Genomic DNA, 22,151 nt, shown 5'->3' with positions numbered 1-22,151 from the left:
TTACTCTGCTGCGACCGGCACCACTTTAAGCGCAAGACCACCCTGTGAGGTTTCTCTGTATTTTGCCAGCATATCCTTGCCGGTTTCGTACATGGTCGCGATGACTTTATCGAGAGAAACACATGGATCTGAGTTTCGGCGCATAGCCATACGTGTTGCGTTGATCGCTTTGACAGAGGCTATTGCGTTGCGCTCGATGCAAGGCACCTGAACCTGCCCGAGAACAGGGTCACATGTGAGGCCCAGATTGTGCTCCATACCGATTTCAGCTGCAATGCAGACCTGAGCCGGGCTCGCACCCAGCAGCTCTGCAAGGCCTGCTGCTGCCATGGAGCACGCAACACCAACCTCACCCTGACAGCCAACTTCTGCACCGGAGATGGATGCATTGGTCTTATACAGCGCTCCAATGGCGCCTGAGGCGAGGAAGAATTTTGTGTAGTGCTCAGGCTCAAGACGCTCAATAAACTTGTCATAGTACGCGAGAACCGCAGGAATGATACCTGCTGCACCGTTGGTTGGTGCTGTTACAACGCGGCCACCTGCTGCATTTTCTTCTGATATGGCCAGCGCGAACATGTTGACCCAGTCAACCGTCGCCATCGGGTCGTTGCTGCTGCGCTCTGTCGCCGTCAGCTGACGGCGTAGTGCTGCTGCACGGCGTGGGACTTTGAGCGGACCCGCCAGCAGACCTTCCGTGTTGCTGCCACGCTTTATGCCATCGCGCATCACATTCCAGATACGACCAAAGCTCTCACGCAGTTCTGTTTCACTGCGGAATGCTTTTTCGTTTTCCAGAACAAGCGCGGAAATGCTCATACCGTTTTGGCGGCAATGCTCCAGCAATTCTGAAGCGTATTTGTATGGATAAGGCACCGAAACTTCGTTTTCTGAAGCCTTACCGAAATTCTCTTCATCCACAATGAACCCACCGCCGATGGAATAGTAGGTTTTGGAGAAGATCTTTTCTCCACCTGCAAAGGCATGGATGGACATGCCGTTTTCATGCAACTCAAGTGCTGGACGATTAAATGTGATTGCATCATTCGGGAAGTCAACCACGTGGCAATGCATGCCAACCGGGAGGCGACCGGTTTGTTCTACGCGCTGAATGAACTCTGGAATGCTGTCAATATCAACGGTTTCCGGAGAGTTGCCACCAAGCCCCATAATAATTGCTGTGTCTGTGTGGTGGCCTTTGCCTGTCAGAGACAGAGAGCCGTATATGTCAACTGCAATACGCGTCACATCACGCAGTTTATCCTGAGCACGCAGGCTATCAATGAACTGCTTTGCCGCTTTCATAGGCCCGACTGTGTGGGAGCTGGATGGACCTACACCGATTTTGAAGATGTCAAAAACGCTGAACATAACGTGAACCTCAGTGGGAGAGAAAAACCGGTGTCCGAAGACACCGGTTTATTTTTGTTAGTTGGCCTTCTTAGAAGAGGCCTTTTACGATCGCAGAGATTGCGACAATGCCCATGATGGTGATGAAGATGTTGGACAGCGCACCGTCGTACTTCTTCATGCTTGGGACTTTTTTGATTGCGTACATTGGCATCAGGAACAGGATTGCTGCGATGAACGGAGCACCCAGGCCTTCAATCATGCCAAGAACGGATGGGTTGATGATTGCAACACCCCAGACGGAGAAGAAGAAGAATGCAACAAGCAGTGTGTTGAATTTCTTTTCGCCCAAGCCTTCAACAGCTTTTGGAGCAGCTTTCTTAGCAATGCCTGCAAGACCTTCTTTTGCGCCAAGGTAGTGACCGAAGAAGGAAGAGAAGATTGCAAGGAACGCAACCAGTGGGCCCATGAAGGAGATCAGCGGGCTGTCAAACACGTTTGCAAGGTAAGACAGGACTGGCAGGTTCTGCTGTTTTGCTTCCATCAGCTGTTCAGGTGTCAGTGCAAGAACGCAGCTGAATACGAAGAACATAACGAAGCCGAGGAGCATCACAGATGCGCGCTTCAGGATGATATCGGACTTTGCCACCGCATTATCGCCATGTGCTTCGCGCTGAGCCAGAGCCATGGAGGAGACGGCTGGGCTGTGGTTGAAGGAGAAGATAAGCATTGGAATGGTGAGGTACACCACTGTCAACAAAGTGCCGGTTTCTGGGATCATATCAAAGCTCATGGCTTCAAAAGACCAGGATGGGATCAGGTATACAGACATACCGAACAGGATGATCACCAGTGGGTACACCAGAAGCTCAGTTGCGACGAGCATCAGGCGGCGACCAAGGATCATTACGCCCATCATCATTGCAACGAGAATACCAGAGAGGAGCCAGCGTGGAACTGCAGGCATTGCCAACTGGTTGACGATGAAGCTGTCGATGGTGTTGGTAATCGCGTTACCGTAGATCAACACGATTGGGTAAATCGCGAAGAAATAGAAGAAGGTAATCAGCAGGCCAGCTGCTTTACCAAAGTGTTCTTCAACCACGTCTGTGATGTCTGCGTCTTTGTTCTTGGAGGAAAGAACAAAGCGAGCCAATGCGCGGTGAGAGAAGTAGGTCATTGGACCTACGAGAGCTGCGATCAGGATCAGCGGCCAGAAGCCTTCAAGACCTGCACGGATTGGAAGAAACAGAACACCGGCACCGACGGCGGTACCGAACATGGACAAAGACCAGGTAAGATCTTCTTTTGTATATTTAACCGTTTCTTTCGGGGCGACTTCGACTTCGGTCGCATTGATGCTTGACATTTCTTTTATTTCCCCATGTGCCACTCATGTGCCCTAGGAGAATTTCCCAATCTCTCTAGGACGGGGACCTGATATACTTATGTTAAAATTTTAAGACCATACGTTTTAATACACATCCTGCGCGCCATAATAACGCAGCGATACTGAATACGACTTCAGTTTAATAGCGCGAGCCCCCAGTGCGCGTGCAACAATCTGCCGCGGCGCTGTAAATAATTATATTAAATAGGATTTTTCACCGAACTCCTATTAATCAGCTTTGGCTCTTCGTCAAACCTACAGTTCACACAATATACGCGCATTCTAATATATGCAGTCAACACACTGTTTCCCAAGCGTATATCACTGACCTAGAGGTACTTTGGCGTCATTTGAGTAATTCGCATAAGTAAAATTGCATTCAGGTGTATGCCTGAATCTAATGCGTTCACCTGTCCTCAAATGATGACAATATGCCCCTTGCACGCGCATTTTGTGCGCTCGGAAAAACACCGTATTTTCGCTAAGGCACACAAATGCATACATTAATTATAATCGGAGGAAAAATTTCAAATGCGACATTCTTTCCCCCTGTTTTCAATCAGAGGGTTTGAATTGTCTTCATTGCACCTTCCAAAGCTTCGCCTTTTTCATCCAAAAGCGCGGCTTCTCTGAGACGTCTGAGCCAATCTGCGGCGTCTTTTCTGTCTTTCAGGAGTGTGAGAGAGGAAAGAACCCGGTCGAATTTGGAGTGCCCGCGTTTATGTGTGTCCGAATATCCTTTGATGAGCCGGCGACAAGTGAGGATCTCAACAGCAAGATCATAGTCCGAATGCACGGTCTTAATCGCAAGATCCCGCCAGTTTTGGAGATGTTCTGTCTCAATTTCATGGCGCAGAAAACTGCGGCGCCAGGGTTTCAGGCTGCTGATGAGCCAGAGGCTGAGGAAGCCTCGAACGGAGTGCGTTCTTATGCGTCGCCCTTTGTTCACCCTTCTATCCAGCCAGTTGAACACTTTAGGATGGGCTTCAATCCATTTACCGAGCCAAATTGGCAGAGTTCCGCAGATTTCTTCCATGCGCGGGTGGAGATATTCGGTCAGTTCCAGCTGGTTTTCGGCTCCTAACCCAATTTCCCTTTCAACGCGTTGCAAGCGTGTTTTTTGCGTTTTTATGTCGGCAACACGGATCGTGTCGTCATAACACATAGCATTTGCGATATACTTGGCCGCAACTCTGGTGAACTCCCAATTGCAATTTTCGGTATCGCTTGCGAGCACGATTTCGAGGTGATTGAGATACTCCTCACCGTATTCCAGATCCTGAAACTCAACGGTCTTGCGCAGCCCTGCCAGCGCCATCTCGTGAACCTGTTTTGGAAGCGCTTCAATGCGGGATAAAAGCAGTTGCCAGGCTGCGCGTTTCTTCTCAGGCCCGCGGACTGTGAGTGCCTTCTCAGACTTTGGTTGTTCTGGTCGCTTGGTACCAGCGCTTCCAGCAGCAGCTGATGACTGGGCGTGCTCGAAGCTCGCATTGAAGGAGGCCAGACTTGCTTTGACGCCTTTACCGCCTTTGCGGATGGTGTCTTCATAGGTGCTTTTGAGAAATGGCAATGCGCCTGAACCGGCAAGTGCGCCGAACAGGCTGGAGGAGATCACGCTGCCATTGTCTGCAGCGACCTCTTCCATATTGAAGGCGACCAGTTTTTGGGAGGCATTTCCGAGACGAGAGAGGACGACATCACTGTCCTGCTCCCCTTTGCCCGGCACAATCTTTTCCGAGACCGCCAGAATGCGGTGAGATGAGGCAATGAGCGTTGTCTTATCAGCAGTCACGAAACCACGGATAACAGCGCGGCCTGCTTCCATGAGCTCCGCGCAAATGACGATGTCGACATCGCCTTGCGCTGGGCTGAGAGAGAAGACGGGGGCTTTGCCAGTGTCTGGTGCCATTTCAACGTAATAGATCGTTGCGCCCGTGCGCTGGGCGACACCTGCGACAGAGGTGGACTGGGCTTTATAGCCGTTGGCTTCAGCTAAGTTGACGATCCAGTCTGTGAGGACACCACCGCCCTGCCCGCCAACAGCGAAAATAGCGATTTTCGTGATAGTGCGGGTTTCATCCTCGCCTGTTCCCAAAGCCTGCCATTGAGTGTCGATATCCATACTTATGCCTCCTCAATGATCAGAGATCGGCGCTCTCGCCAGTTTTGCAGCGCAGAAATGATGCGACCGCGTATCTTACTGAAGAAGCGTTCGGTTTTGCTTGGGTTGTGAATGGTGTCGGCCTGATAGAAGGATGGGCAGAGGATGGCGGCGTCCGCAACCTCCCCGCAATTGCCGCAACCCACGCAGTTCTGGTCGATATGCGCGACGGGATCATCGCGCAGCGGGTCATCCAGATCTTTGACTGTCAGCGACGGGCAGCCGGATAAGCGCATACAGGCGTGATCCCCTGTACAGACATCTTCATCAACACCAAAGCGGGTTTTGACGACGCGCTTTTGCTCTTTCACGGCCTGATTGATGATCGGCTTTTCGCGGCGCTGTTTGTTGAGCATGCATTCTGAAGACGCGATGATGACTTTTGGTCCTTTGACATCAGTGGTCAGCGCTTCTTTCAGGATTGATTGCATCTGGGTGACGTCATAGGTGCGGTCAAGCTGACGAACCCATTTGACACCGACGCCTTTCACCGCTTCGGTGATCGGGTGTTTGGTGGACTTGCTTTTGTTGTTTGCCCTTGAGGACAGGATGTCCTGCCCGCCTGTGGCCGCTGAATAGTAATTGTCGACAATGACGATCACGCCGTCATTTTGATTGAAGACCGCATTGCCGATAGAGGTGGTCAGGCCATTGTGCCAGAAGCCGCCGTCTCCCATGAACGAGATGGACCTGCGATCCGTTTTTGTTGTGTTGAATGCAGAGGCCGAGGCCGGGCCTAGTCCATACCCCATGGTGGTGGAGCCAATGCCAAAAGGGGGCATGATGGAGAACAGGTGGCAGCCGATATCGGAAGCTATGTGATGCGGGCCAAGTTCATCTTCCACCAGTTTGGTGGCAGCGAAAATTGGGCGTTCCGGACACCCCACGCAGAACCCGGGCGGGCGCATGGGAACGACCTCTTGCAGCTCTTTGATATCTGGCAGGGCTCCAGGTGTGTTTGGTGCGCGTCCTTTGCCGGGCAACGCATCGCAGTGGGTTGCAAGGAAGGTCTGGATGCTGTCCAGCATCACCTGTCCGGTATATTCACCAGCTTCGGGGAATGGCCCTTTCCCTTCCAGTTTGGTGGTGAGGCCTTCCTTTTGCAGCATGGCGCCGACGGCTTGCTCCAGATAATCAGGATAGCCCTCTTCCACCACCAGCACGGCCTCTTTGGTGCGGCAGAACTCGGTGATTTCAGCTGGAACAAGCGGATAGGTTACATTCATGACGTAGAGCGGGATTTGCGTTTCGCCGTTGATGTCGGCAAGGCCCAAACGCTGTAATGCGCGGATGACGCCGTTATACATACCGCCTTGCAGGATAATCCCGACATTGCGACCCTGAGGGCCGAACAGCTCGTTCAGTTTATGCGTTTGAATATAATCCAACGCGGCAGGCAAGCGCTTTGTCACTTTCTCCTGTTCATGGAGGAAGGAGGCTGGGGGCAAGACGATGCGGTTCAGGTCACGCTTTGGGTTCTCCAGCGCTTCTGCCACACTCATGGATGGGCGCTTGTTGTCTTTGGTGGTGAACTCGCCATGGACATGACAGCTGCGGATGCGCACCTGAAGCATAACCGGTGTGTTGGAGGCTTCGGATAGCTCAAAACCATCGCCAACAGCTTTGACGATGGATGGCAGATTGGGACGCGGATCGAGCAGCCAGATCTGGCTTTTCATTGCAAAGGCGTGGCTGCGCTCCTGCATGATGGAAGAACCTTCGCCGTAATCTTCTCCGACAATCACAAGGGAACCACCGGTGACACCGCCGGACGACAGGTTTGCCAATGCGTCAGAGGCAACGTTGGTGCCGACTGTTGATTTGAAGGTGACTGCGCCGCGAATGGGATAGTGAACGGACGCGGCCAGCATGGCGGCGGCGGCAGCCTCGCTGGCGCTGGCTTCAAAGTGCACGCCCAGCTCGCCAAGAATATCCTGCGCATCAGCCAGAACATCCATGAGGTGGCTGATGGGCGAGCCCTGATAGCCGCCAACATAGCCAACACCATTTTCCAGCAGTGCTTTGGTGATGGCCAGAATGCCTTCACCGCGGAACACTTCGCCCTCACCTGCGCGAAGTTTTTCGACCTCTTTGACAAAAGATCTTTCTGCCATTCTCTCTCCCCAGAAAGCATGACAGATCCAGTTGGTGCGAACTCAATGAAGAGAAACGCGCCCTAGAAGTCGTGCTTTCGTATGTTTGCCAGCACCTTGCGTAGTGTCACCAAAAAGGCGTCATGCTCGGCTTGCGAGACGCCAGTGAACATTGTGCTGTATTCGTCGCGCATATGCGGCCACATCTCAGCAAAGGCAGACCGTCCAGCCTCTGTCAGAAAAATATGGCGCACGCGGTTGTCCTGCTCGCTGGCCTTGCGGTGGATCAGGCCTTCCTTTTCCATCGCGTCCAGCGTGCGGCTCAAAGTCGATTGTTCGATCACCGAATAAACCGAGAGTTCGTTGATCATCAGCCCGTCCACGACTGACAACACAGCAAGTGCTCTCATTTTGGCGACCGACAACCCTGATCTGCTCAGTTTTTCGCGCAGACTCTCGTTGTATCTGCCCATAATCCGGTTCATCAGATAGGGCGCAAAATGGCCCAGCCCGACCTCTCCCAGAGTTCTCGGCGTGGATACAGGTTTTGAGTATTGTCCGTCCTGTTCAGTTTCGGGAGCTTGATCACCGAGAATCTCGTTCATGTGGTGCACTCTTTCTTTTTTGAACAAGCCCCACCTCTCGTAGAGCTTGAAGTGATTATATGCATTTACATATTTATATCAACTGCAATCCTGTAGATTATAGCGTAAATATGTGATCATTCATTGTTTTCGAGAGTCTCGATCATGCGAGAGAGAAAACCTTTCACCTGCGTAATATCATTCATGCCAAGCTGACGGATCAACCGCTCTTCATGAGCACTGGCCTGCGTGACGAGCTGACCGGCGAGTTCCCTGCCCTTCTCGCTCAAAAAGATGCGGACACGGCGGCGGTCTGCTTCATCAGAGCGGCGTGTCACCAGCCCTCTTTCTGTCATCTGATCAATGGTTTTAGTGAGGTGAGATTGCTCCATCAAAGCGAAGCGGGCCAACTGAGTGACCATCTGGCCGTCATTGTCTCGAAGACACGCCAGTACGCGCCATTCCGGGACGCGTACGCCTGCGCCCCGGATTTCTTCGTGAAACTGCCCGCTTGCCAGATGGCTTGCCGATGCCAGCAGATACAAAAGGTAACCGTCTACAAAGCCGGTTTCCTTTTCATGAGTGTCGATTTCATTCAGGTCTGCGTCCACCGGCCAGCCTCTTCTTTTGTTTTTGCCGCGCTACATTGAGTACGGAATGATAAGTGCGAGTCCCGGAACTGCAATTAGCAGGATCAAGCGCACAACATCCATAGCAACAAATGGAACTACACCGACAAATATCTTTTCGACCGGCACCTCAGGCGCAACTGAGCGCATAACAAACACGTTCATGCCAATTGGAGGCGTGATGAAGCTCATTTCCGTGACGATAATGACGAAGATGCCGAACCAGATTGGGTCAAACCCAAGACCTGTGACGATTGGAAAGAGAATCGGCACTGTAAGTGTGACCATGGACAGGCTTTCCAGCAGGCACCCCAGCACCAGATAGATCAGCACAATCATGGTGATAATGGCATAGGGCCCGACGCCAAGGGCATTTACCCATGTGCGCAGGTCCGTCGTCAGACCGGAAATGTTCACATAGTTCAGGAAATAGAGAGCCCCGAACAGAATGAAGAACATTACAGCTGTGGTTTTGGCTGTCTCGAATAAGGTGTTGAGCGTCTCCCGATAAGTCAGCTTGCCCCGCATTGCGGTCAGAACCAGCGCTCCACCAGCTCCGATGCCAGCCGCTTCCGTGGCTGTGAAGACGCCGAGATAGATGCCTCCCAGTACACATACGAACAAAAGCAGTGCCCATGACACACCGCGCAGAGCGGTGATCCGCTCTATCAGTGGCAGCTTGCTCTGAACTTCCAGCTCCTCCTTAAACATGAAGAGCGACAAGCGCACGGCGAGCATATAGCCGATGACGCCGACGAGGCCCGGCAGAATGCCTGCCAGGAACAGTGCGCCGATGTTTTGCTGCGTGAGAATGCCGTAGATGACAAGAATGACAGAGGGCGGAATCAAAATACCCAGCGTTCCGCCTGCTGCGATGGAAGATGTTGCCAAGCGGTCCGAATACCCAAACCGGCGCATGGCTGGCAGAGAGACGCGTGCCATGGTTGCGGTGGTCGCCAGAGATGATCCACAAACCGAGGAAAAGCCGCCACAGGCAACAATGGTTGCCATGGCCAGACCGCCCTTACGGTGTCTCAGCCATGCGTTTGCCGCCGTATACATGTCACTGGCGATTCCAGACTGGACGATGAGATTGCCCATGAGCAGGAACAGGGGCACGACCGACAGGGTGTAGCTTCGACCGCTGTCAAAATAGACCTGTCCGACAAGGTGAAAGGCCGGAGGAAGGCCGATGATGGAGGCCACTCCGAAAAAACCAACGGCTGCCATTGCAAAAGCAATCGGCACGCCTACAAAAATCAATGCCATCAGGATGGCAAGACCCAGATACCATTCCATCAGGAACCGCCCCCAACACCTCTAGGAATTCTCAAAACGGCAAGCACAAATGTGATGAATGCGCAAAACGCACAAATGACACCGGCTGCTTTTGCAAATGGAGCAAGAGGGATGCGTAAATACACCGTCACTTCCTGATAACTCGCAAGCTGCGTTCCGTGTTGCCAGAGCTCCCAGGCCACAACGGACAGGACCACAGCCACAAACATGCGCGAAAAGAACATTTGCAGGGCGGCTACTCCGCCTTTGAACTTGGAGGTGAACAGGTCAACCGTGATGTGCCCGTCATCCAGACACACCGCTGGAAGGCCTGTAAAGATCACCGCCATGAGCAGCAGTTCTGTATATTCCGGCGCTCCGGGCAATGGGCTTGAAAACAGGTAACGGCCAATCACATCAATGACCGTTACTGCGACCAGCGCCAGAAGCAGTATTCCGCAGAGAACAGAGGCGCCCGAACGAAGCTTTCGTCGGGCGCGCGCTGCTAGATCAACCAGATTACCACTCATTTTTCAGAGGCAACCGCTGCAACTTCTTTTTGGAGCATGTCCATGGCAACTTCAAAGTCGATGCCTTTTTCGCCGTAGGATTTGGCAACACCGTCAAACATTGGACGGGTGGCTTCTTCCAGCTGAGCACGCTCTTCTGCGGTGGCATCGTGAATGGTCACTTTGCCTTCCATCTGCTCCAGCCCCCATGCATCCGCAGCATTCCATGCGGCACCAGCAAGACGGGAGAAGGCTTCGCCAGAGATGGCCTCAATGGCTTTCTGATCCGCTTCTGACAAGCTGGAGAACTTGGCGTTGTTGGCGATGAAGAAGAAGGAGACGTTGTAAAGTCCACCTTCTACGCGCAGGCCGTTGCTGAGCAAGCCATCCAGCTTGAAGAACGGGATGGATTCAGTCGGGAACACGATGCCGTCAGCAATGCCGCCGGACAGGATCTCATAGGACTGCGGTGCTGGTGCCTGAATGGCCACCATGTCCATAGCCTGTACCAGTTGGTTGGTGATGCTGCCAGCGACGCGGATCTTTGCGCCTTTCAGCTCGCTCAAAGGTGAGACGGCACGGTCGGTTGTGTAAAGCAGGCCGGGACCGTGGGTGAAGACGCCCAGAACCTTTGAGCCGCGGTGCTCGTTGGCTTTTGCCAGCGTGCTTTCATAGAGACGCCAGTAAGCAACGGACAGGCTGGTGGCGTCCGTTGCAAGGAAAGGCAGTTCTGCAATCTGTGTGAGTTTAAAGCGGCCCGGTGTGTAACCGTGCACGCCGTAGGTGAGATCCGCAATCCCGTTTGCGGCGAGGTCAAAGTGCGCTGGTGGCGGGCCGAGCGGTGCGTCGAGGATTTGCACAGAGACGCGTCCCTCTGTGACTTCCTTCACTTTGGCCGCCCAAGGCACCATCATGCCTTTTACGATCGGGTGTGCCGGCGGCAGCCAGCTGGACATGCGCAATACGGTTTCCTGCGCCATGGCAGATGCGCTGACAGAGAGCGTGGTAATAGTTGCAGCTGCAAATATCTTGAGTTTCTTATTCATGTTCTCCCTCCCCAGAGAATACAGGATGAATGAGAAAAATGTGCACACATACCGTGGGTTAATCAAGCACAAATATGAAACGGAAACTATTTCCAGTTCATGCATTGACATTGTTTTATATGATATCGCATATTATATTCCTCATTTATGCGAGAGGAGACTCTCCTTGTTTTGGCTCTGAGGGAGGACGCCAAAAAGCATGAAAACACTTATTATTGAGGGGGTTCGGACGGCCGCCCCAAAAATCAAACAGTTTGTTCTCAAAGCCGAAGATAATGCGCAGCTTCCGCAATTTGAAGCTGGTGCACATATCGCAGTTCAACTTAAGGATGGCTCTTCTCGTCAATATTCTCTGATCGATTTTGGTGAAAACTTACCCTACGAGAATCAGCGATACATGCTCGGTATACTTTTGGAGCAAGACGGAAGTGGCGGTTCGGCTTACATGCATTCTTTGCAGGTGGGCGATGCTGTTCAGGTTGACGTGCCAAAGAACGATTTTCCGCTGATTGAAGACGACAGACCGGTTGTTCTGATTGCAGGCGGCATTGGCGTGACGCCGATCATCAGCATGGCTGCTGCGTTGAAGCGCGCGGGCAAAGCCTATGCCCTGCACTACTCTGGCCGCACGCTGGAGGGGATGGCATTCAGGGATGAGCTTGCGGAACTCTGCGGTGATGCTTTGAACATCCATAGCGATGACGATCCTGAGCGCTGTCTGGATCTAGGCGCTCTCATTCCAACGCTCGATACTCGCAGCCATATCTATGTATGTGGTCCGAAGGGAATGATTGAGGCCGTGCGCGAGACGGCGCTGACTGCTGGCTTTGGCAAAGAGCAGATCCACTTTGAACTGTTTGCTAGCCCTGCATCTTCAGGCGATGATGTCAGCGGCGGGTTTGAGGTGGAGGTGAAATCCTCTGGCGAGGTGTTTTGGGTGCCACAGGATAAATCCATCGTGGATGTGCTGGAAGACGGCGGAGTGGACCTTGTTTACGATTGCCAGCGCGGGGACTGCGGGATTTGTCAGGTGGACGTGCTTGAGGGTGAGCCAGACCACCGGGACGTGGTGCTGAGTGATGATGAGAAAGCGGCTGGTGACGTGATGCATATTTGCGTATCGCGCGCCAAGTCCAAACGATTGGTGCTGGATTTGTAAAAGATAATTTCGCGTATTTGCCGGAGGGACGCATTTTTAGCTCCGGTCAGTATGCGCTCTAAGCTTTTTGGGAGGGGAGCTTATGACCATGAAATACAAAGATAACCCGCAGGCGGTGGCAGACCTTGTGCGCCCTGCTGAGGTTCATCGTGATTTGTATATCGACGATGAAGTGTTTGCCTTAGAAATGAAGCATCTGTTCGCCTCCACATGGGTTTATGTGGGGCATGACAGTCAGGTGCCCAATGCTGGTGATTATTTTGCGACCAATGTTGCTGCTCAGCCTATTGTGCTGGCACGACATACAGATGGTGAAGTGTACGTGCTGCACAATCGCTGCCCGCATAAAGGCACCAAGATCGTCATTGATCGTACAGGCAATACGGGCAAGTTTTTCCGCTGTCCTTACCATGCGTGGTCGTTCCGCACCAATGGCAAGCTGCTCGCGATCCCGCTGAAGAAAGGGTACAAAGACACCGGTTTTGAGCAGAGCGAGGCTGGGCAAAGCGGTCTGCCGCCTGTGGGTGCGGTGAAGAACTACCGCGGCTTTATCTTTGTGCGCATGAACCAAGAGGGCATCAGCTTTGAGGAGTACTTCGGCGGCTCCCTCTCTTCTCTCGACAATATGGTGGACCGCTCTCCGATTGGTAAGCTGGAGGTGGCTGGCCCGCCGCTGCGCTACATGCACAATTGCAACTGGAAGATGCTGGTCGATAACCAGACAGACACCTGTCACCCGATGGTTGCTCATGAAAGTTCCGCTGGCACCGCGGTTGAGATCTGGGAGAGCATAGACAAGGACGAGAACACCAAAACGCCTATGGCGATGGAGGTGATTGCGCCATTCATGTCGCCCTACGAGTTCTTTGAGGATATGGGTATTCGCACCTGGCCGAATGGTCATGGTCATACAGGTGTGCATCATTCCATTCACTCGGATTACTCTGCTATTCCGGGCTATCTGGAGATGATGGTGGAGGCCTATGGCGAAGAACGTGCCAAGGCTATTTTGGGTGAGAACCGGCATAACACGGTCTATTTTCCGAACATCATGATCAAAGGCCCTATCCAGCAGTTGCGTGTGTTCATTCCACTGGCCGCCAATAAGACACTGGTTGAAAGCTATATCTTCCGCCTTGTTGATGCACCGGACATGCTGCTTGAGCGCACGGCCATGTACAACCGCCTGATCAACGCGCCAACCTCCATTGTTGGGCACGATGATCTGGAGATGTATGAGCGTGCGCAGGAAGGCCTGCATTCTCAAGAGCTTGAATGGGTGAACGTGCAGCGCCTTTATGATGCTGACGAAAACCTGGATGAAGAAGCCGTTGAGAACGGGACAACGGAACGCCAGATGCGCAATCAGTTCCATGCCTGGAAGAAGTTTGTTGTTGCAAGCATGGAGGCCGAAGCTCGTGACCTTACCGACGCGTGATGACCTGATCGACTTTGTCTACCATGAAGCCCGGGTGATTGATGAAGGCCGCTTTGATGAGTGGCTGGAGCTTTGGGGCTCTGACAGCTACTACTGGATGCCGCTGGATTATCAGCAGGACAATCCAAAAAACATGACCTCGCTTATGTATGAGGATGCCTTTTTGCGGAAGCTTCGTGTTGAGCGCCTCAATGGCCTGCGCACTTTTTCGCAAAAACCCAAAAGCCGCTGCTCTCATGTTTTAAACCGTCCAAGCATCGAGGCTTTTGATCCGAAGGCGGGCCAGTTTATCACCCGCACTGCCGTTCATTATGTGGAGACGCGGCTCGATGACCAGTTCTTGCTGGCAGCCACCGTGCACCATCATTTTGAGATGGTGGAGGACGAGCTGAAAATTAAACTGAAGCGGGTTGATCTGCTCAACTGTGATGCTGCCTTTGGCAACATCCAGCTGTTCATTTGAGAAAACAGGTTGTTTGAATGATTGAACATAAATCTGTTTTCGATGCATTTTGCGCCACTGCTGAAAAGTGGCCAGACCGTCCGTTTGTGAATGTGTTGGCTGAGACTGCCGAGCTTTACGGCATTGAGGCTGGAGAGACCTCCTACGCAGAAGCATTGGCTCAGGCGCAGGGTGCGGTGACGCGCTATCGGCAAGCTGGCCTTCAAGCAGGAGACCGTGTTCTGGTTCTGCTTGAGAACCGCCCTGCCTTCTTTCTGCATTGGCTGGCCCTCAACGCGCTTGGTGTGGTGATTGTTCCGATCAATCCTGACCTGCAAAGCTCTGAGCTTGAATACATCGGCAGACATGCAGAGCCTGTTCTGGCTATTTCAACGTGTGAGCGCAAAGCGGATATGGAACAGGCAGCGCGTGAGAGCGGGCTAGGTTTTGCCTGTGCCACACTGGATGATGCCCTGCCCGTTGTGCGCACGCCTTCGGATGAGGTCTACACGCCTGCGCAAGAAGACCCTGCGGCGATGCTTTATACCTCTGGCACCACCGGGAGCCCGAAAGGCTGTGTGCTGGCTAACCGCTACTTTCTGGAAGCGGGGCATTGGTACGCCAATGCAGGTGGCACGTGTGCGCTGAAGGGCGATGGCGAGCGGATGATTACGCCGCTGCCCATCTTCCATATGAATGCGATGGCATATTCTGCCATGGCGATGATTGCTGTTGGTGGGTGCCTGACAGTTCTGGACCGCTTCCACCCGCGTTCCTGGTGGCAGAATGTGCGGGATAGTGGAGCAACCTGCCTGCATTATCTGGGCGTTATGCCATCGATCCTGATGGGTCTGCCAGAAGCGCCAGAAGACAAAGCCCATTCGGTTCACTTTGGCTTTGGGGCGGGTATTGATGCAAAGCTGCATGTTCCGTTTGAGGAGCGCTTTGGAATTCCTCTGGTGGAAGCGTGGGCCATGACGGAAACCGGTGCAGGATCTGTGATTGCTGCCAATCAGGAGCCTCGTAAGCGCGGCATGAACTGCCTTGGTAAGCCCGGACCTGAGATGGATGTGTGCATCATGGGTGATGACGGTGTGCCTGTTACAGGAACCGACCCCGGTGAGTTGCTGGTGCGGCGCAAGGGCGATGATCCGCGTATCGGGTTCTTCTCCCATTACTTCAAGGACGAAGCAGCGACCAATGAGGCATGGAAAGCCAACTGGTTTCATACGGGCGATATTGTTCGGCGGAATGAGGATGGTGACTTCTTCTTCGTGGACCGCAAGAAGAACGTGATCCGGCGAAGTGGCGAGAACATTGCCGCGGTGGATGTGGAATCCGTTTTGATGCAGCATCCGGACATTGAGGCAGTTGCTGTTTGTCCTGTCCCAGATGCCATTCGCGGGGATGAGGTGTTTGCCTCTATCGTCTGGCGCGGCGAGAAGACGAAGGACGCCGCAGAAGCGATTGTGCGCTGGGGGTTGGAACGCATGGCCTATTACAAGGTGCCTGGCTACATCGCATTTTGCAGCTCTTTAAAGCTGACCGGCACGCAGAAGATCCAGCGGGCAGCCCAAAAGCAGATGGCACTTGAACTGCTTGAAGCATCAGAGGCGTTCGACACCATCCATTTGAAGCGGAGGCAGTTGGTTTCATGATCAAGCCACGCAAACGCATGGGGTATGACGGGGTTGTGGTGGCAGCCCCTGCCAGCACTCCTTATGAACGTTACTCTACCGAGACTGCGCATTGGTGGATTGCCAAGGCGCTGCGAAAGTCGATCAAATCTGCCGGTCTTACACCACGCGATATTGACGGGTTTTCTGTCGCCAGTTTCTCGCTGTTTCCTGATACGGCTGTTGGCTTGACCCAGCATCTGGGATTGGTTCCGCGTTGGTTGGATCATATTCCGCAGGGCGGTGCCAGTGGCCCAAGCGCGCTGCGCCGGGCTGCGCGGGCGGTGCAATGCGGGGATGCCTCTGTGGTGGCTTGCGTTGCGGGGGATACCAACCACGTGGACAGTTTCCGGCGCATGCTCTCCAGCTTTTCACGGTTCGCGCAGGATGCCTCTTACCCTTATGGCGCTGGCGGGCCGAATGCCTGTTTTGCGCTGCTGACTGACTATTACATGCGTGAGTTTGGCGTGGACCGAGAAGATTTTGGCCGGATCTGCGTTTCTCAGCGGGACAATGCTTTGCGCAATGAGAATGCGGTGATGAAGAAGCCACTGACTATGGAGGCTTATCTGGCAGGGCGTGAGATCAGTGATCCAATTACCCTGTTTGACTGCGTGATGCCTGTTGCTGGTGCTGAGGCTTTTCTGGTGATGCGCGAAGAAGATGCAGTCGCCTCTGGGATTCCGCATGCGCATATCAGCGCGACCATTGAGCGGCACAACGCTTTTGCAGAAGACCCAATCCAGATGCGCGGCGGATGGGAGATGGATATTGATGAGCTTTACGGGATGGCGGGCCATGGGCCGGAAAACGTGGACCTGTTGCAGACTTATGATGATTATCCGGTCATCGTGATGATGCAGCTGGAAGATCTGGGATTTTGCGCAAAAGGCGAAGCGGCCCGGTTTATTGCGGATAAGGACCTAACCGTTTCCGGTGACTTTCCGCACAACACCTCCGGCGGGCAACTGTCTGCTGGTCAGGCCGGGGCTGCTGGCGGGTTCATTGGGCTTGTTGAGGCCATCCGGCAGGTGACGGGCACGGCTGGGGCAACGCAGGTGGCGGATGCCAAGCGGGCTTTGGTTTCCGGCTTTGGGGTGATCAATTACGACCGTGGCGTGTGCACCAGTGCGGCGATTTTAGAAGGGGTGAGCTGATGGTGACACCGCTTCAAAAACCACCCAAAAAGAACCCGCAGGTGCGCACCCGTGTGCCCACATTGCCTTCTCATTATCGTAGTCGATCTGCCCTGTTCATGGCCGCAGCTGCCGCTGAGGGGCGGTTTATGCTGCAGGTCTGTGCTGAGCCAGATTGTTGGTCTGTTCAATACCCTGCACGGGATGCTTGCAGTTGTTGTCTGTCTGATCGGCTCGTCTGGCAGGATGTGTCTTCGCGCGGAAAGCTGATTGCAACGTCTACTGTGCGTACAAGCACCAACACGTATTTCCGTGAGCGGACACCATGGCGGCTTGGGACGGTGCATCTGGAGATTGGCCCCTCCGTTATGTGTCACCTTCACAGTGAGGTAGCAGTGGGGGATGAGGTGCAGCTGATTAATCGGCTCGATAAATCCGGACAAAGTGTTTTGCTTGCCTTGCCCATGGAAAGAGCCCAGTTGCAGGAGGATGATATGCAGCTTCGTGAATTGACGTGTGATCCGAAATTCCGGCGCATTCTGATCACAGATGCACGCAATCCGAATGCGTATGCTCTGGCAAAGAGCCTGCTGGAGGCTGGAGCTTCTGCGGTGTTTGTTGGAGAGGCTGAGAGTTGGCGACCTTACCCTGACCGCGCCAAACTTGAGTCTCTTCAGGGTGTTGAGCTGGTTTCTTTAGATGTGACTGACACTTCCTCCGTTCAAGAACTTGCCGGCGAGTTTGGTGGCAAGGTCGATATTTTGATCAACAATGCCCGCTTTGTGCGGCCCGGTGGTATTCAGGGTCGTGGGGACGTGGGCTTTGCTATGGATGAGATGCAGGTCAACTATTTCGGCATGATGCGGCTTGCGCAGGCCTTTGCCCCTGCCATGGCCGGACGCAGTGCGGATGGGGTGAACAGTGCTGTGGCGTGGGTGAACGTACTCTCCGTCTACTCGCTGGTCAGCACCCCCGGCTTTGGCAGCTTTTCAGCCTCCAATGCAGCCGCGCATTCGCTCTCACAATGTTTGCGGGCGGAAATGGCGTCCTCTGGTGTGCGGGTGGTGAATGTGTATTGCGGGCCGACAGAGGATGAATGGCATCAGCCTTTGCCTCCGCCCAAGGTGCCTGCGGGTGCGTTGGCGCGGGAGCTGGTGAAAGCTCTGCAAGCAGGGCTGGAGGATGTGTATGTGGGTGACATTGCCAAGGACATCCGGCGCAAGTTCATGGAGAGCCCGAAGGTGCTTGAAAAAGAAATGACAAGTCTGGAGGCACTGTGACCATGGAAGCCTTGAAAGAGAAACTGGTGAACCCGGTTGAGCTGCTGAGCTCTGCTTTGCTTTCCGGTGATGTGGAAGTGGTGGACCTGACGCATACGCTTGATCCGGACTTTCCGGTGATCGTGCTGCCACCCGAGTTTGGGCAGTGCGCGCGCTTTCGCATGGAAGAGATCTCCGCCTATGATCATCGCGGTCCAGCGTGGAAGTGGAACACCTTCACTTGCTCTGAACACACAGGCACGCACTTTGATGCGCCGATCCATTGGATTTCCGGCAGGGATTTACCCAACAACACGGTGGACTCCATTCCCCCTGAACACTTTGTCGGGCCAGTGGTGGTGATTGATTGTTCTGAAGGGTCTGCACAGGATGATGATTTTGAGCTGACGCCTGAGATCATTGCCGGGTGGGAAGCTGAACATGGGCAGATTCCAGCGGACAGCTGGGTGTTTATGCGCACGGACTGGAGCAAGCGCCGTGGTGCGGCTTATCTGAATATGCGCGATGACGGGCCGCATTCTCCCGGACCGACACCGGACGCAATTCGGTTTTTGATTGAGGAACGCAGTATTCGCGGGTTTGGGACTGAGACTGTGGGGACGGATGCGGGCCAAGGTGTGCATTATACGCCTCCCTATCCGGCGCATTTTTATCTGCACGGAGCTGGCAAGTATGGATTGCAATGCATGTGTAATCTGGACCAGTTACCCGCCACGGGTGCCATGATCTTATGTGCCCCGTTGAAGATTAAAAACGGGACAGGTAGCCCGCTGCGCGTTCTGGCGCTGGTGCCGAAGGGAGGCCGTTGATGTCAGAGGAATTCACAGCGGTCATCACAGGCGGCAACAAGGGCATTGGGGCTGCTTTGGTTCATGAAATGCTGGAGGCTGGTTACACGGTTATCTGCCTGTCGCGCCACGAGCCTGAGTTTGAGCACCCGAAGCTGCATTTTCATCAAACTGACTTGCTGGATCAGGCGCAAGTGAGTGCTGCGGCTGAGGCGATTGCAGGTGAGCATGAAGTCACACATCTCATTCACAATGCGGGGCTGATCTTTCCTAATTTGATTGAAGAGACTGAGCCTGACGACATTACGGGACTTGCCCAGCTTCATCTCGGGTCAGCGCTGACGCTGCTCAAAGCCTTCTTGCCGAGCATGAAGGCCAATCAGTTCGGGCGCGTACTGTTTAACGGCTCCCGTGCTGCTTTGGGAGCAAAGACACGGACGGCGTATAGTGCCTCCAAGGCTGGTATGATTGGCATGGCGCGGACGTGGGCGCTGGAATTGGCGCAACATCAGATTACGGTGAATGTGGTGGCGCCGGGTCCGGTGAAAACAGACAACTTCTGGGGCATTATCCCAAAGGGCAGTGAACAGGAGCAAAAGCTGGCGGATGGCATTCCTGTTGGCCGCATCGGCACGGTGGAGGACATCACCAATGCCTTTATGTTCTTTGCTGATCCCAAGTCCAGCTTCATCACAGGGCAGACGCTGTTTGTCTGCGGTGGGATGAGTGTGGGGACTGCCCTGCTGTAATTTTTCGCAGTTAAAGTTCTGAATCAGATTCAGCTCATGACTGCACATGTCTGATGCCGCTGAGTCAGTGTTCTTCTACCGGCATTTTCCGACGCCACCCGAGTAAGTGGGCGCCTGCTCCATCACTGCTGAGTTTGTCTTCAGGATTAAGGAGATGGCAGTCGGTCAGGGAGAGACAACCGCAGCCGATGCACTCATCAAGGCCTGCTCTCAGGTCCTGAAGTTCTGCAATGCGGTTGTCAAGATCCTGCTGCCACCACGTGGAAAGTTTGGCCCAATCCGCTGCCGAGATCTTCTTCTCGTTGGGCAGTTGATCCATGGCCGCTTTGATTTCCTTAAGAGACACGCCCAGCTTTTGCGCGGCCTTGATCACGGCGATCTTACGCAGGACGGCTGCGGAGTATCTTCTATGGTTTGCGTTGTTGCGCCAGGAGTTGATGAGCCCCTTTTCTTCATAGAAATGAACAGCAGAGACTGCAATGCCACTGCGCTCTGCGACCTGCCCGACGGTTAATCCTTGCAAGGAGACCATTGCCATTCCTCTATTTTTCGCCTTGACCTCAACATTACTTGAGGAATTAGAAGAGATCATGACAGTAATCAAGACCCAATAAGGAATGGCAGATGAACACTATTTACGCGGACCTGTGGCAAGTCCCGCTCGAAAAGCGGTTCGGAACGCTCCTCTCGCATGCATATTTTTTAAAAACGCCAGCCAGAAACATCCTTATCTCAGCCTTTGAGAATTTGGATGAGGCGGCGCAGTTGCGCGAGTTAGGTGGAGTCAATGAGCATTACCTCACGCACAATCACGAGATCACTGAGGGTTTGAGCGAGCTGAAGTTCGTTCTTGGTGCAACGCTGATCGGACATGAAAACATTCAGAAGTTCTTTAGAGGAGATGTCCAGCCAGATTTGCTTTTAAGGGGTTCAGGGCCATTTGTGGGCTCTGACGGATTTCAGGCAATTTACACTCCGGGGCATACGGATAACAACCTGTGCTTCTATTACCCCTCCCCCACTGGCAAGAATTATCTGTTTACCGGTGACACGATCTATCTGGACAATGGCCGTTTCAAAACACTGGTCATGTCCAGTGATGGCGGCAACAAGCAAGAGCTCGTCACCTCACTGAAAAACCTGCGGGACCTGCCGGTAGATGTGATCTTTTGTAGTGTCGCCATGGGGAACTATGAGATTATTGAGGTCACCCAGCCTGAATGGCACGCTCTGATGAATGAGAAGATTGCAGAGCTGGAACGCTGATGCAAAAAAGCCGGAGTGTTTCCACCCCGGCTTTCAGAATTCTGCATTCCCGAGACTTACGCGATGCGCATTTCTGAGGAAGGATCAAACGGGATGGCTTTGTCCATATTGATCGCGAATGGCACGTCCTGCCCGGCAACGACCTGTGCATCCGCACGCATGCGCGCGTTGCAGTCTTTGCCGCCGAGAGATGACATCACGTAGGTATCAGAACCAGCTGGCTCCGTTACGATGACGCGGTTTATGATCTGCTCGATGTGGTTTGCCTTGCGGTCAGCCCCTTCAGGGTCAGTAATCGCTTCTGGACGGATGCCCAGCACGATTTCCTTCTGATCAAAGCCTTTCAGCGCTTCGGTCGGATTGGAAAACTTGAGGTTCACCTGATCACTGAGGCCCGTTGGAAGCTGCGCGAAGATGCCATCACCGTTAGCAACAACCTTAGCTGGAACAAGGTTCATGCTTGGAGAACCCATGAAGCTCGCGACAAACAGGTTTGCCGGGTTGTCATAGATCTCTTTTGGCGTTCCCAACTGCTGTACGTACCCGCCGTTCATGACAGCAATGCGCGTGGACAGCGTCATTGCCTCAATCTGATCGTGTGTCACGTAAACAATGGTTGTTCCAAGCTTCTGGTGCAGCTTCTTGATCTCCGTGCGCATATCAACGCGCAGTTTCGCATCAAGGTTGGAGAGCGGCTCATCAAACAGGAACACATCCGGATCACGCACCAATGCACGGCCCATGGCCACACGCTGGCGCTGACCGCCAGAGAGCTGGCCCGGTTTGCGGCCCAACAGAGGTTTGATCTGCAGCATCTCTGCAACGTCGCTCATTGCCTTTTCGCGCGCAGGCCTGGCAACGCCATGCATTTCCAGACCGAACGTGATGTTCTGACCGACCGTCATGTTCGGGTACAAAGCATAGGACTGGAACACCATTGCGATGTTGCGCTTGGACGGGTGAACCCCGTTCATGGTCTGCCCTTTGATAGCGATGGTGCCGGAGGTGATATCCTCCAGACCGGCAATCATGTTGAGCAGAGTGGATTTTCCGCAACCGGACGGCCCGACGAGCACGAGGAATTCCCCTTCCTGCACGTCGATATCGATGTTGTGAAGCACCTTGGTTGAGCCGTAAGACTTGGTCGCATTGTTGATTTTCAGAAAGCTCATAGGTC

The 22,151-nt window shown here is 53.6% G+C and carries 20 protein-coding genes; 9 read left to right on the top strand and 11 right to left on the bottom strand.

Translation table 11 applies throughout. From position 1 onward, the window contains the following. From PsAD5_RS09495 to PsAD5_RS09455, 9 genes are all read right to left on the bottom strand, one after another. Positions 1 to 1,371 carry an L-serine ammonia-lyase gene (locus PsAD5_RS09495; protein WP_063291931.1) on the bottom strand — a complete coding sequence of 457 codons (1,371 nt, stop codon included), beginning with the start codon at positions 1,369 to 1,371 and terminating at the stop codon, positions 1 to 3. Between the two features lie 70 nt (positions 1,372 to 1,441). Continuing rightward, a complete protein-coding gene (locus PsAD5_RS09490) occupies positions 1,442 to 2,719 on the bottom strand; it encodes an aromatic amino acid transport family protein (protein WP_057465273.1) in 1,278 nt (425 codons plus the stop codon). Positions 2,720 to 3,299: 580 nt separating this feature from the next. Further along, complete coding sequence (locus PsAD5_RS09485) at positions 3,300 to 4,862, bottom strand: indolepyruvate oxidoreductase subunit beta family protein (protein ID WP_063291930.1); 1,563 nt, start codon at positions 4,860 to 4,862, stop codon at positions 3,300 to 3,302. 2 nt (positions 4,863 to 4,864) lie between these two features. Continuing rightward, positions 4,865 to 7,015 (bottom strand): thiamine pyrophosphate-dependent enzyme, encoded by a 2,151-nt coding sequence (locus PsAD5_RS09480; RefSeq protein WP_063288526.1) that lies wholly within the window; start codon positions 7,013 to 7,015, stop codon positions 4,865 to 4,867. A gap of 62 nt (positions 7,016 to 7,077) precedes the next feature. Further along, the gene (locus tag PsAD5_RS09475) at positions 7,078 to 7,599 is read right to left on the bottom strand and encodes a MarR family winged helix-turn-helix transcriptional regulator (protein WP_082830504.1); all 522 of its coding nucleotides are present in this window, start codon (positions 7,597 to 7,599) and stop codon (positions 7,078 to 7,080) included. A gap of 116 nt (positions 7,600 to 7,715) precedes the next feature. After that, positions 7,716 to 8,189 carry a MarR family winged helix-turn-helix transcriptional regulator gene (locus tag PsAD5_RS09470; RefSeq protein ID WP_063288525.1) on the bottom strand — a complete coding sequence of 158 codons (474 nt, stop codon included), beginning with the start codon at positions 8,187 to 8,189 and terminating at the stop codon, positions 7,716 to 7,718. Between the two features lie 30 nt (positions 8,190 to 8,219). Then, the gene (locus PsAD5_RS09465; RefSeq protein ID WP_063291929.1) at positions 8,220 to 9,506 is read right to left on the bottom strand and encodes a TRAP transporter large permease; all 1,287 of its coding nucleotides are present in this window, start codon (positions 9,504 to 9,506) and stop codon (positions 8,220 to 8,222) included. Further along, entirely contained in the window at positions 9,506 to 10,015 is a 510-nt protein-coding gene (locus PsAD5_RS09460; RefSeq protein ID WP_063288523.1) for a TRAP transporter small permease, read from the bottom strand. The genes PsAD5_RS09465 and PsAD5_RS09460 overlap by 1 nt, the downstream gene beginning before the upstream one ends. After that, positions 10,012 to 11,040: a TRAP transporter substrate-binding protein gene (locus tag PsAD5_RS09455; protein ID WP_063291928.1), complete on the bottom strand. Its 1,029-nt coding sequence runs from the start codon at positions 11,038 to 11,040 to the stop codon at positions 10,012 to 10,014. Before PsAD5_RS09455 ends, PsAD5_RS09460 begins: the two co-directional genes overlap by 4 nt. Positions 11,041 to 11,239: 199 nt before the next feature. On the opposite strand from PsAD5_RS09455, the gene PsAD5_RS09450 reads away from it, so the two are divergent. From PsAD5_RS09450 to PsAD5_RS09415, 8 genes are all read left to right on the top strand, one after another. Continuing rightward, positions 11,240 to 12,199: a PDR/VanB family oxidoreductase gene (locus PsAD5_RS09450; protein WP_063291927.1), complete on the top strand. Its 960-nt coding sequence runs from the start codon at positions 11,240 to 11,242 to the stop codon at positions 12,197 to 12,199. 82 nt (positions 12,200 to 12,281) lie between these two features. Beyond that, a complete protein-coding gene (locus PsAD5_RS09445; RefSeq protein ID WP_063291926.1) occupies positions 12,282 to 13,637 on the top strand; it encodes an aromatic ring-hydroxylating dioxygenase subunit alpha in 1,356 nt (451 codons plus the stop codon). After that, positions 13,618 to 14,100 (top strand): aromatic-ring-hydroxylating dioxygenase subunit beta, encoded by a 483-nt coding sequence (locus PsAD5_RS09440; RefSeq protein WP_063288520.1) that lies wholly within the window; start codon positions 13,618 to 13,620, stop codon positions 14,098 to 14,100. Before PsAD5_RS09445 ends, PsAD5_RS09440 begins: the two co-directional genes overlap by 20 nt. A gap of 17 nt (positions 14,101 to 14,117) precedes the next feature. Beyond that, positions 14,118 to 15,737: an AMP-binding protein gene (locus PsAD5_RS09435; RefSeq protein WP_063291925.1), complete on the top strand. Its 1,620-nt coding sequence runs from the start codon at positions 14,118 to 14,120 to the stop codon at positions 15,735 to 15,737. After that, entirely contained in the window at positions 15,734 to 16,912 is a 1,179-nt protein-coding gene (locus tag PsAD5_RS09430) for a thiolase family protein (RefSeq protein WP_063291924.1), read from the top strand. Before PsAD5_RS09435 ends, PsAD5_RS09430 begins: the two co-directional genes overlap by 4 nt. Next, complete coding sequence (locus tag PsAD5_RS09425) at positions 16,912 to 18,171, top strand: SDR family NAD(P)-dependent oxidoreductase (protein ID WP_063291923.1); 1,260 nt, start codon at positions 16,912 to 16,914, stop codon at positions 18,169 to 18,171. The genes PsAD5_RS09430 and PsAD5_RS09425 overlap by 1 nt, the downstream gene beginning before the upstream one ends. A 2-nt stretch (positions 18,172 to 18,173) precedes the next feature. Continuing rightward, positions 18,174 to 18,980 carry a cyclase family protein gene (locus PsAD5_RS09420; RefSeq protein ID WP_063291922.1) on the top strand — a complete coding sequence of 269 codons (807 nt, stop codon included), beginning with the start codon at positions 18,174 to 18,176 and terminating at the stop codon, positions 18,978 to 18,980. After that, a complete protein-coding gene (locus PsAD5_RS09415; RefSeq protein ID WP_063291921.1) occupies positions 18,980 to 19,708 on the top strand; it encodes an SDR family NAD(P)-dependent oxidoreductase in 729 nt (242 codons plus the stop codon). The genes PsAD5_RS09420 and PsAD5_RS09415 overlap by 1 nt, the downstream gene beginning before the upstream one ends. Before the next feature lie 64 nt (positions 19,709 to 19,772). On the opposite strand, the gene soxR is transcribed toward PsAD5_RS09415, so the two are convergent. Then, a complete protein-coding gene (gene soxR / locus PsAD5_RS09410; protein WP_063292118.1) occupies positions 19,773 to 20,240 on the bottom strand; it encodes a redox-sensitive transcriptional activator SoxR in 468 nt (155 codons plus the stop codon). A gap of 92 nt (positions 20,241 to 20,332) precedes the next feature. Between soxR and PsAD5_RS09405 the strand changes: the two genes are divergently transcribed. After that, on the top strand, positions 20,333 to 20,974 hold the full coding sequence (locus tag PsAD5_RS09405) for an MBL fold metallo-hydrolase (RefSeq protein WP_063291920.1): 642 nt from the start codon (positions 20,333 to 20,335) through the stop codon (positions 20,972 to 20,974). Between the two features lie 56 nt (positions 20,975 to 21,030). Here the strand turns inward: PsAD5_RS09405 and PsAD5_RS09400 are convergent, their stop codons facing one another. Continuing rightward, positions 21,031 to 22,146: an ABC transporter ATP-binding protein gene (locus tag PsAD5_RS09400; RefSeq protein WP_063291919.1), complete on the bottom strand. Its 1,116-nt coding sequence runs from the start codon at positions 22,144 to 22,146 to the stop codon at positions 21,031 to 21,033. Between the last annotated feature and the right edge of the window lie 5 nt (positions 22,147 to 22,151).

Source organism: Pseudovibrio sp. Ad5 (assembly GCF_001623095.1).
Lineage (GTDB): Bacteria > Pseudomonadota > Alphaproteobacteria > Rhizobiales > Stappiaceae > Pseudovibrio.
The sequence above is the reverse complement of the archived record's forward strand: the minus strand, read 5'-3'. Positions and strand labels throughout refer to the sequence as shown.

What these genes read in the sequence shown, in the direction of transcription:
- PsAD5_RS09495 (WP_063291931.1), bottom strand. Translation starts at nt 1,371, where the DNA reads ATGTTCAGCGTTTTTGACATCTTCAAAATCGGTGTAGGTCCATCCAGC.
- PsAD5_RS09490 (WP_057465273.1), bottom strand. Translation starts at nt 2,719, where the DNA reads ATGTCAAGCATCAATGCGACCGAAGTCGAAGTCGCCCCGAAAGAAACG.
- PsAD5_RS09485 (WP_063291930.1), bottom strand. Translation starts at nt 4,862, where the DNA reads ATGGATATCGACACTCAATGGCAGGCTTTGGGAACAGGCGAGGATGAA.
- PsAD5_RS09480 (WP_063288526.1), bottom strand. Translation starts at nt 7,015, where the DNA reads ATGGCAGAAAGATCTTTTGTCAAAGAGGTCGAAAAACTTCGCGCAGGT.
- PsAD5_RS09475 (WP_082830504.1), bottom strand. Translation starts at nt 7,599, where the DNA reads ATGAACGAGATTCTCGGTGATCAAGCTCCCGAAACTGAACAGGACGGA.
- PsAD5_RS09465 (WP_063291929.1), bottom strand. Translation starts at nt 9,506, where the DNA reads ATGGAATGGTATCTGGGTCTTGCCATCCTGATGGCATTGATTTTTGTA.
- PsAD5_RS09460 (WP_063288523.1), bottom strand. Translation starts at nt 10,015, where the DNA reads ATGAGTGGTAATCTGGTTGATCTAGCAGCGCGCGCCCGACGAAAGCTT.
- PsAD5_RS09455 (WP_063291928.1), bottom strand. Translation starts at nt 11,040, where the DNA reads ATGAATAAGAAACTCAAGATATTTGCAGCTGCAACTATTACCACGCTC.
- PsAD5_RS09450 (WP_063291927.1), top strand. Translation starts at nt 11,240, where the DNA reads ATGAAAACACTTATTATTGAGGGGGTTCGGACGGCCGCCCCAAAAATC.
- PsAD5_RS09445 (WP_063291926.1), top strand. Translation starts at nt 12,282, where the DNA reads ATGACCATGAAATACAAAGATAACCCGCAGGCGGTGGCAGACCTTGTG.
- PsAD5_RS09435 (WP_063291925.1), top strand. Translation starts at nt 14,118, where the DNA reads ATGATTGAACATAAATCTGTTTTCGATGCATTTTGCGCCACTGCTGAA.
- PsAD5_RS09430 (WP_063291924.1), top strand. Translation starts at nt 15,734, where the DNA reads ATGATCAAGCCACGCAAACGCATGGGGTATGACGGGGTTGTGGTGGCA.
- PsAD5_RS09425 (WP_063291923.1), top strand. Translation starts at nt 16,912, where the DNA reads ATGGTGACACCGCTTCAAAAACCACCCAAAAAGAACCCGCAGGTGCGC.
- PsAD5_RS09420 (WP_063291922.1), top strand. Translation starts at nt 18,174, where the DNA reads ATGGAAGCCTTGAAAGAGAAACTGGTGAACCCGGTTGAGCTGCTGAGC.
- PsAD5_RS09415 (WP_063291921.1), top strand. Translation starts at nt 18,980, where the DNA reads ATGTCAGAGGAATTCACAGCGGTCATCACAGGCGGCAACAAGGGCATT.
- soxR (WP_063292118.1), bottom strand. Translation starts at nt 20,240, where the DNA reads ATGGTCTCCTTGCAAGGATTAACCGTCGGGCAGGTCGCAGAGCGCAGT.
- PsAD5_RS09405 (WP_063291920.1), top strand. Translation starts at nt 20,333, where the DNA reads ATGAACACTATTTACGCGGACCTGTGGCAAGTCCCGCTCGAAAAGCGG.
- PsAD5_RS09400 (WP_063291919.1), bottom strand. Translation starts at nt 22,146, where the DNA reads ATGAGCTTTCTGAAAATCAACAATGCGACCAAGTCTTACGGCTCAACC.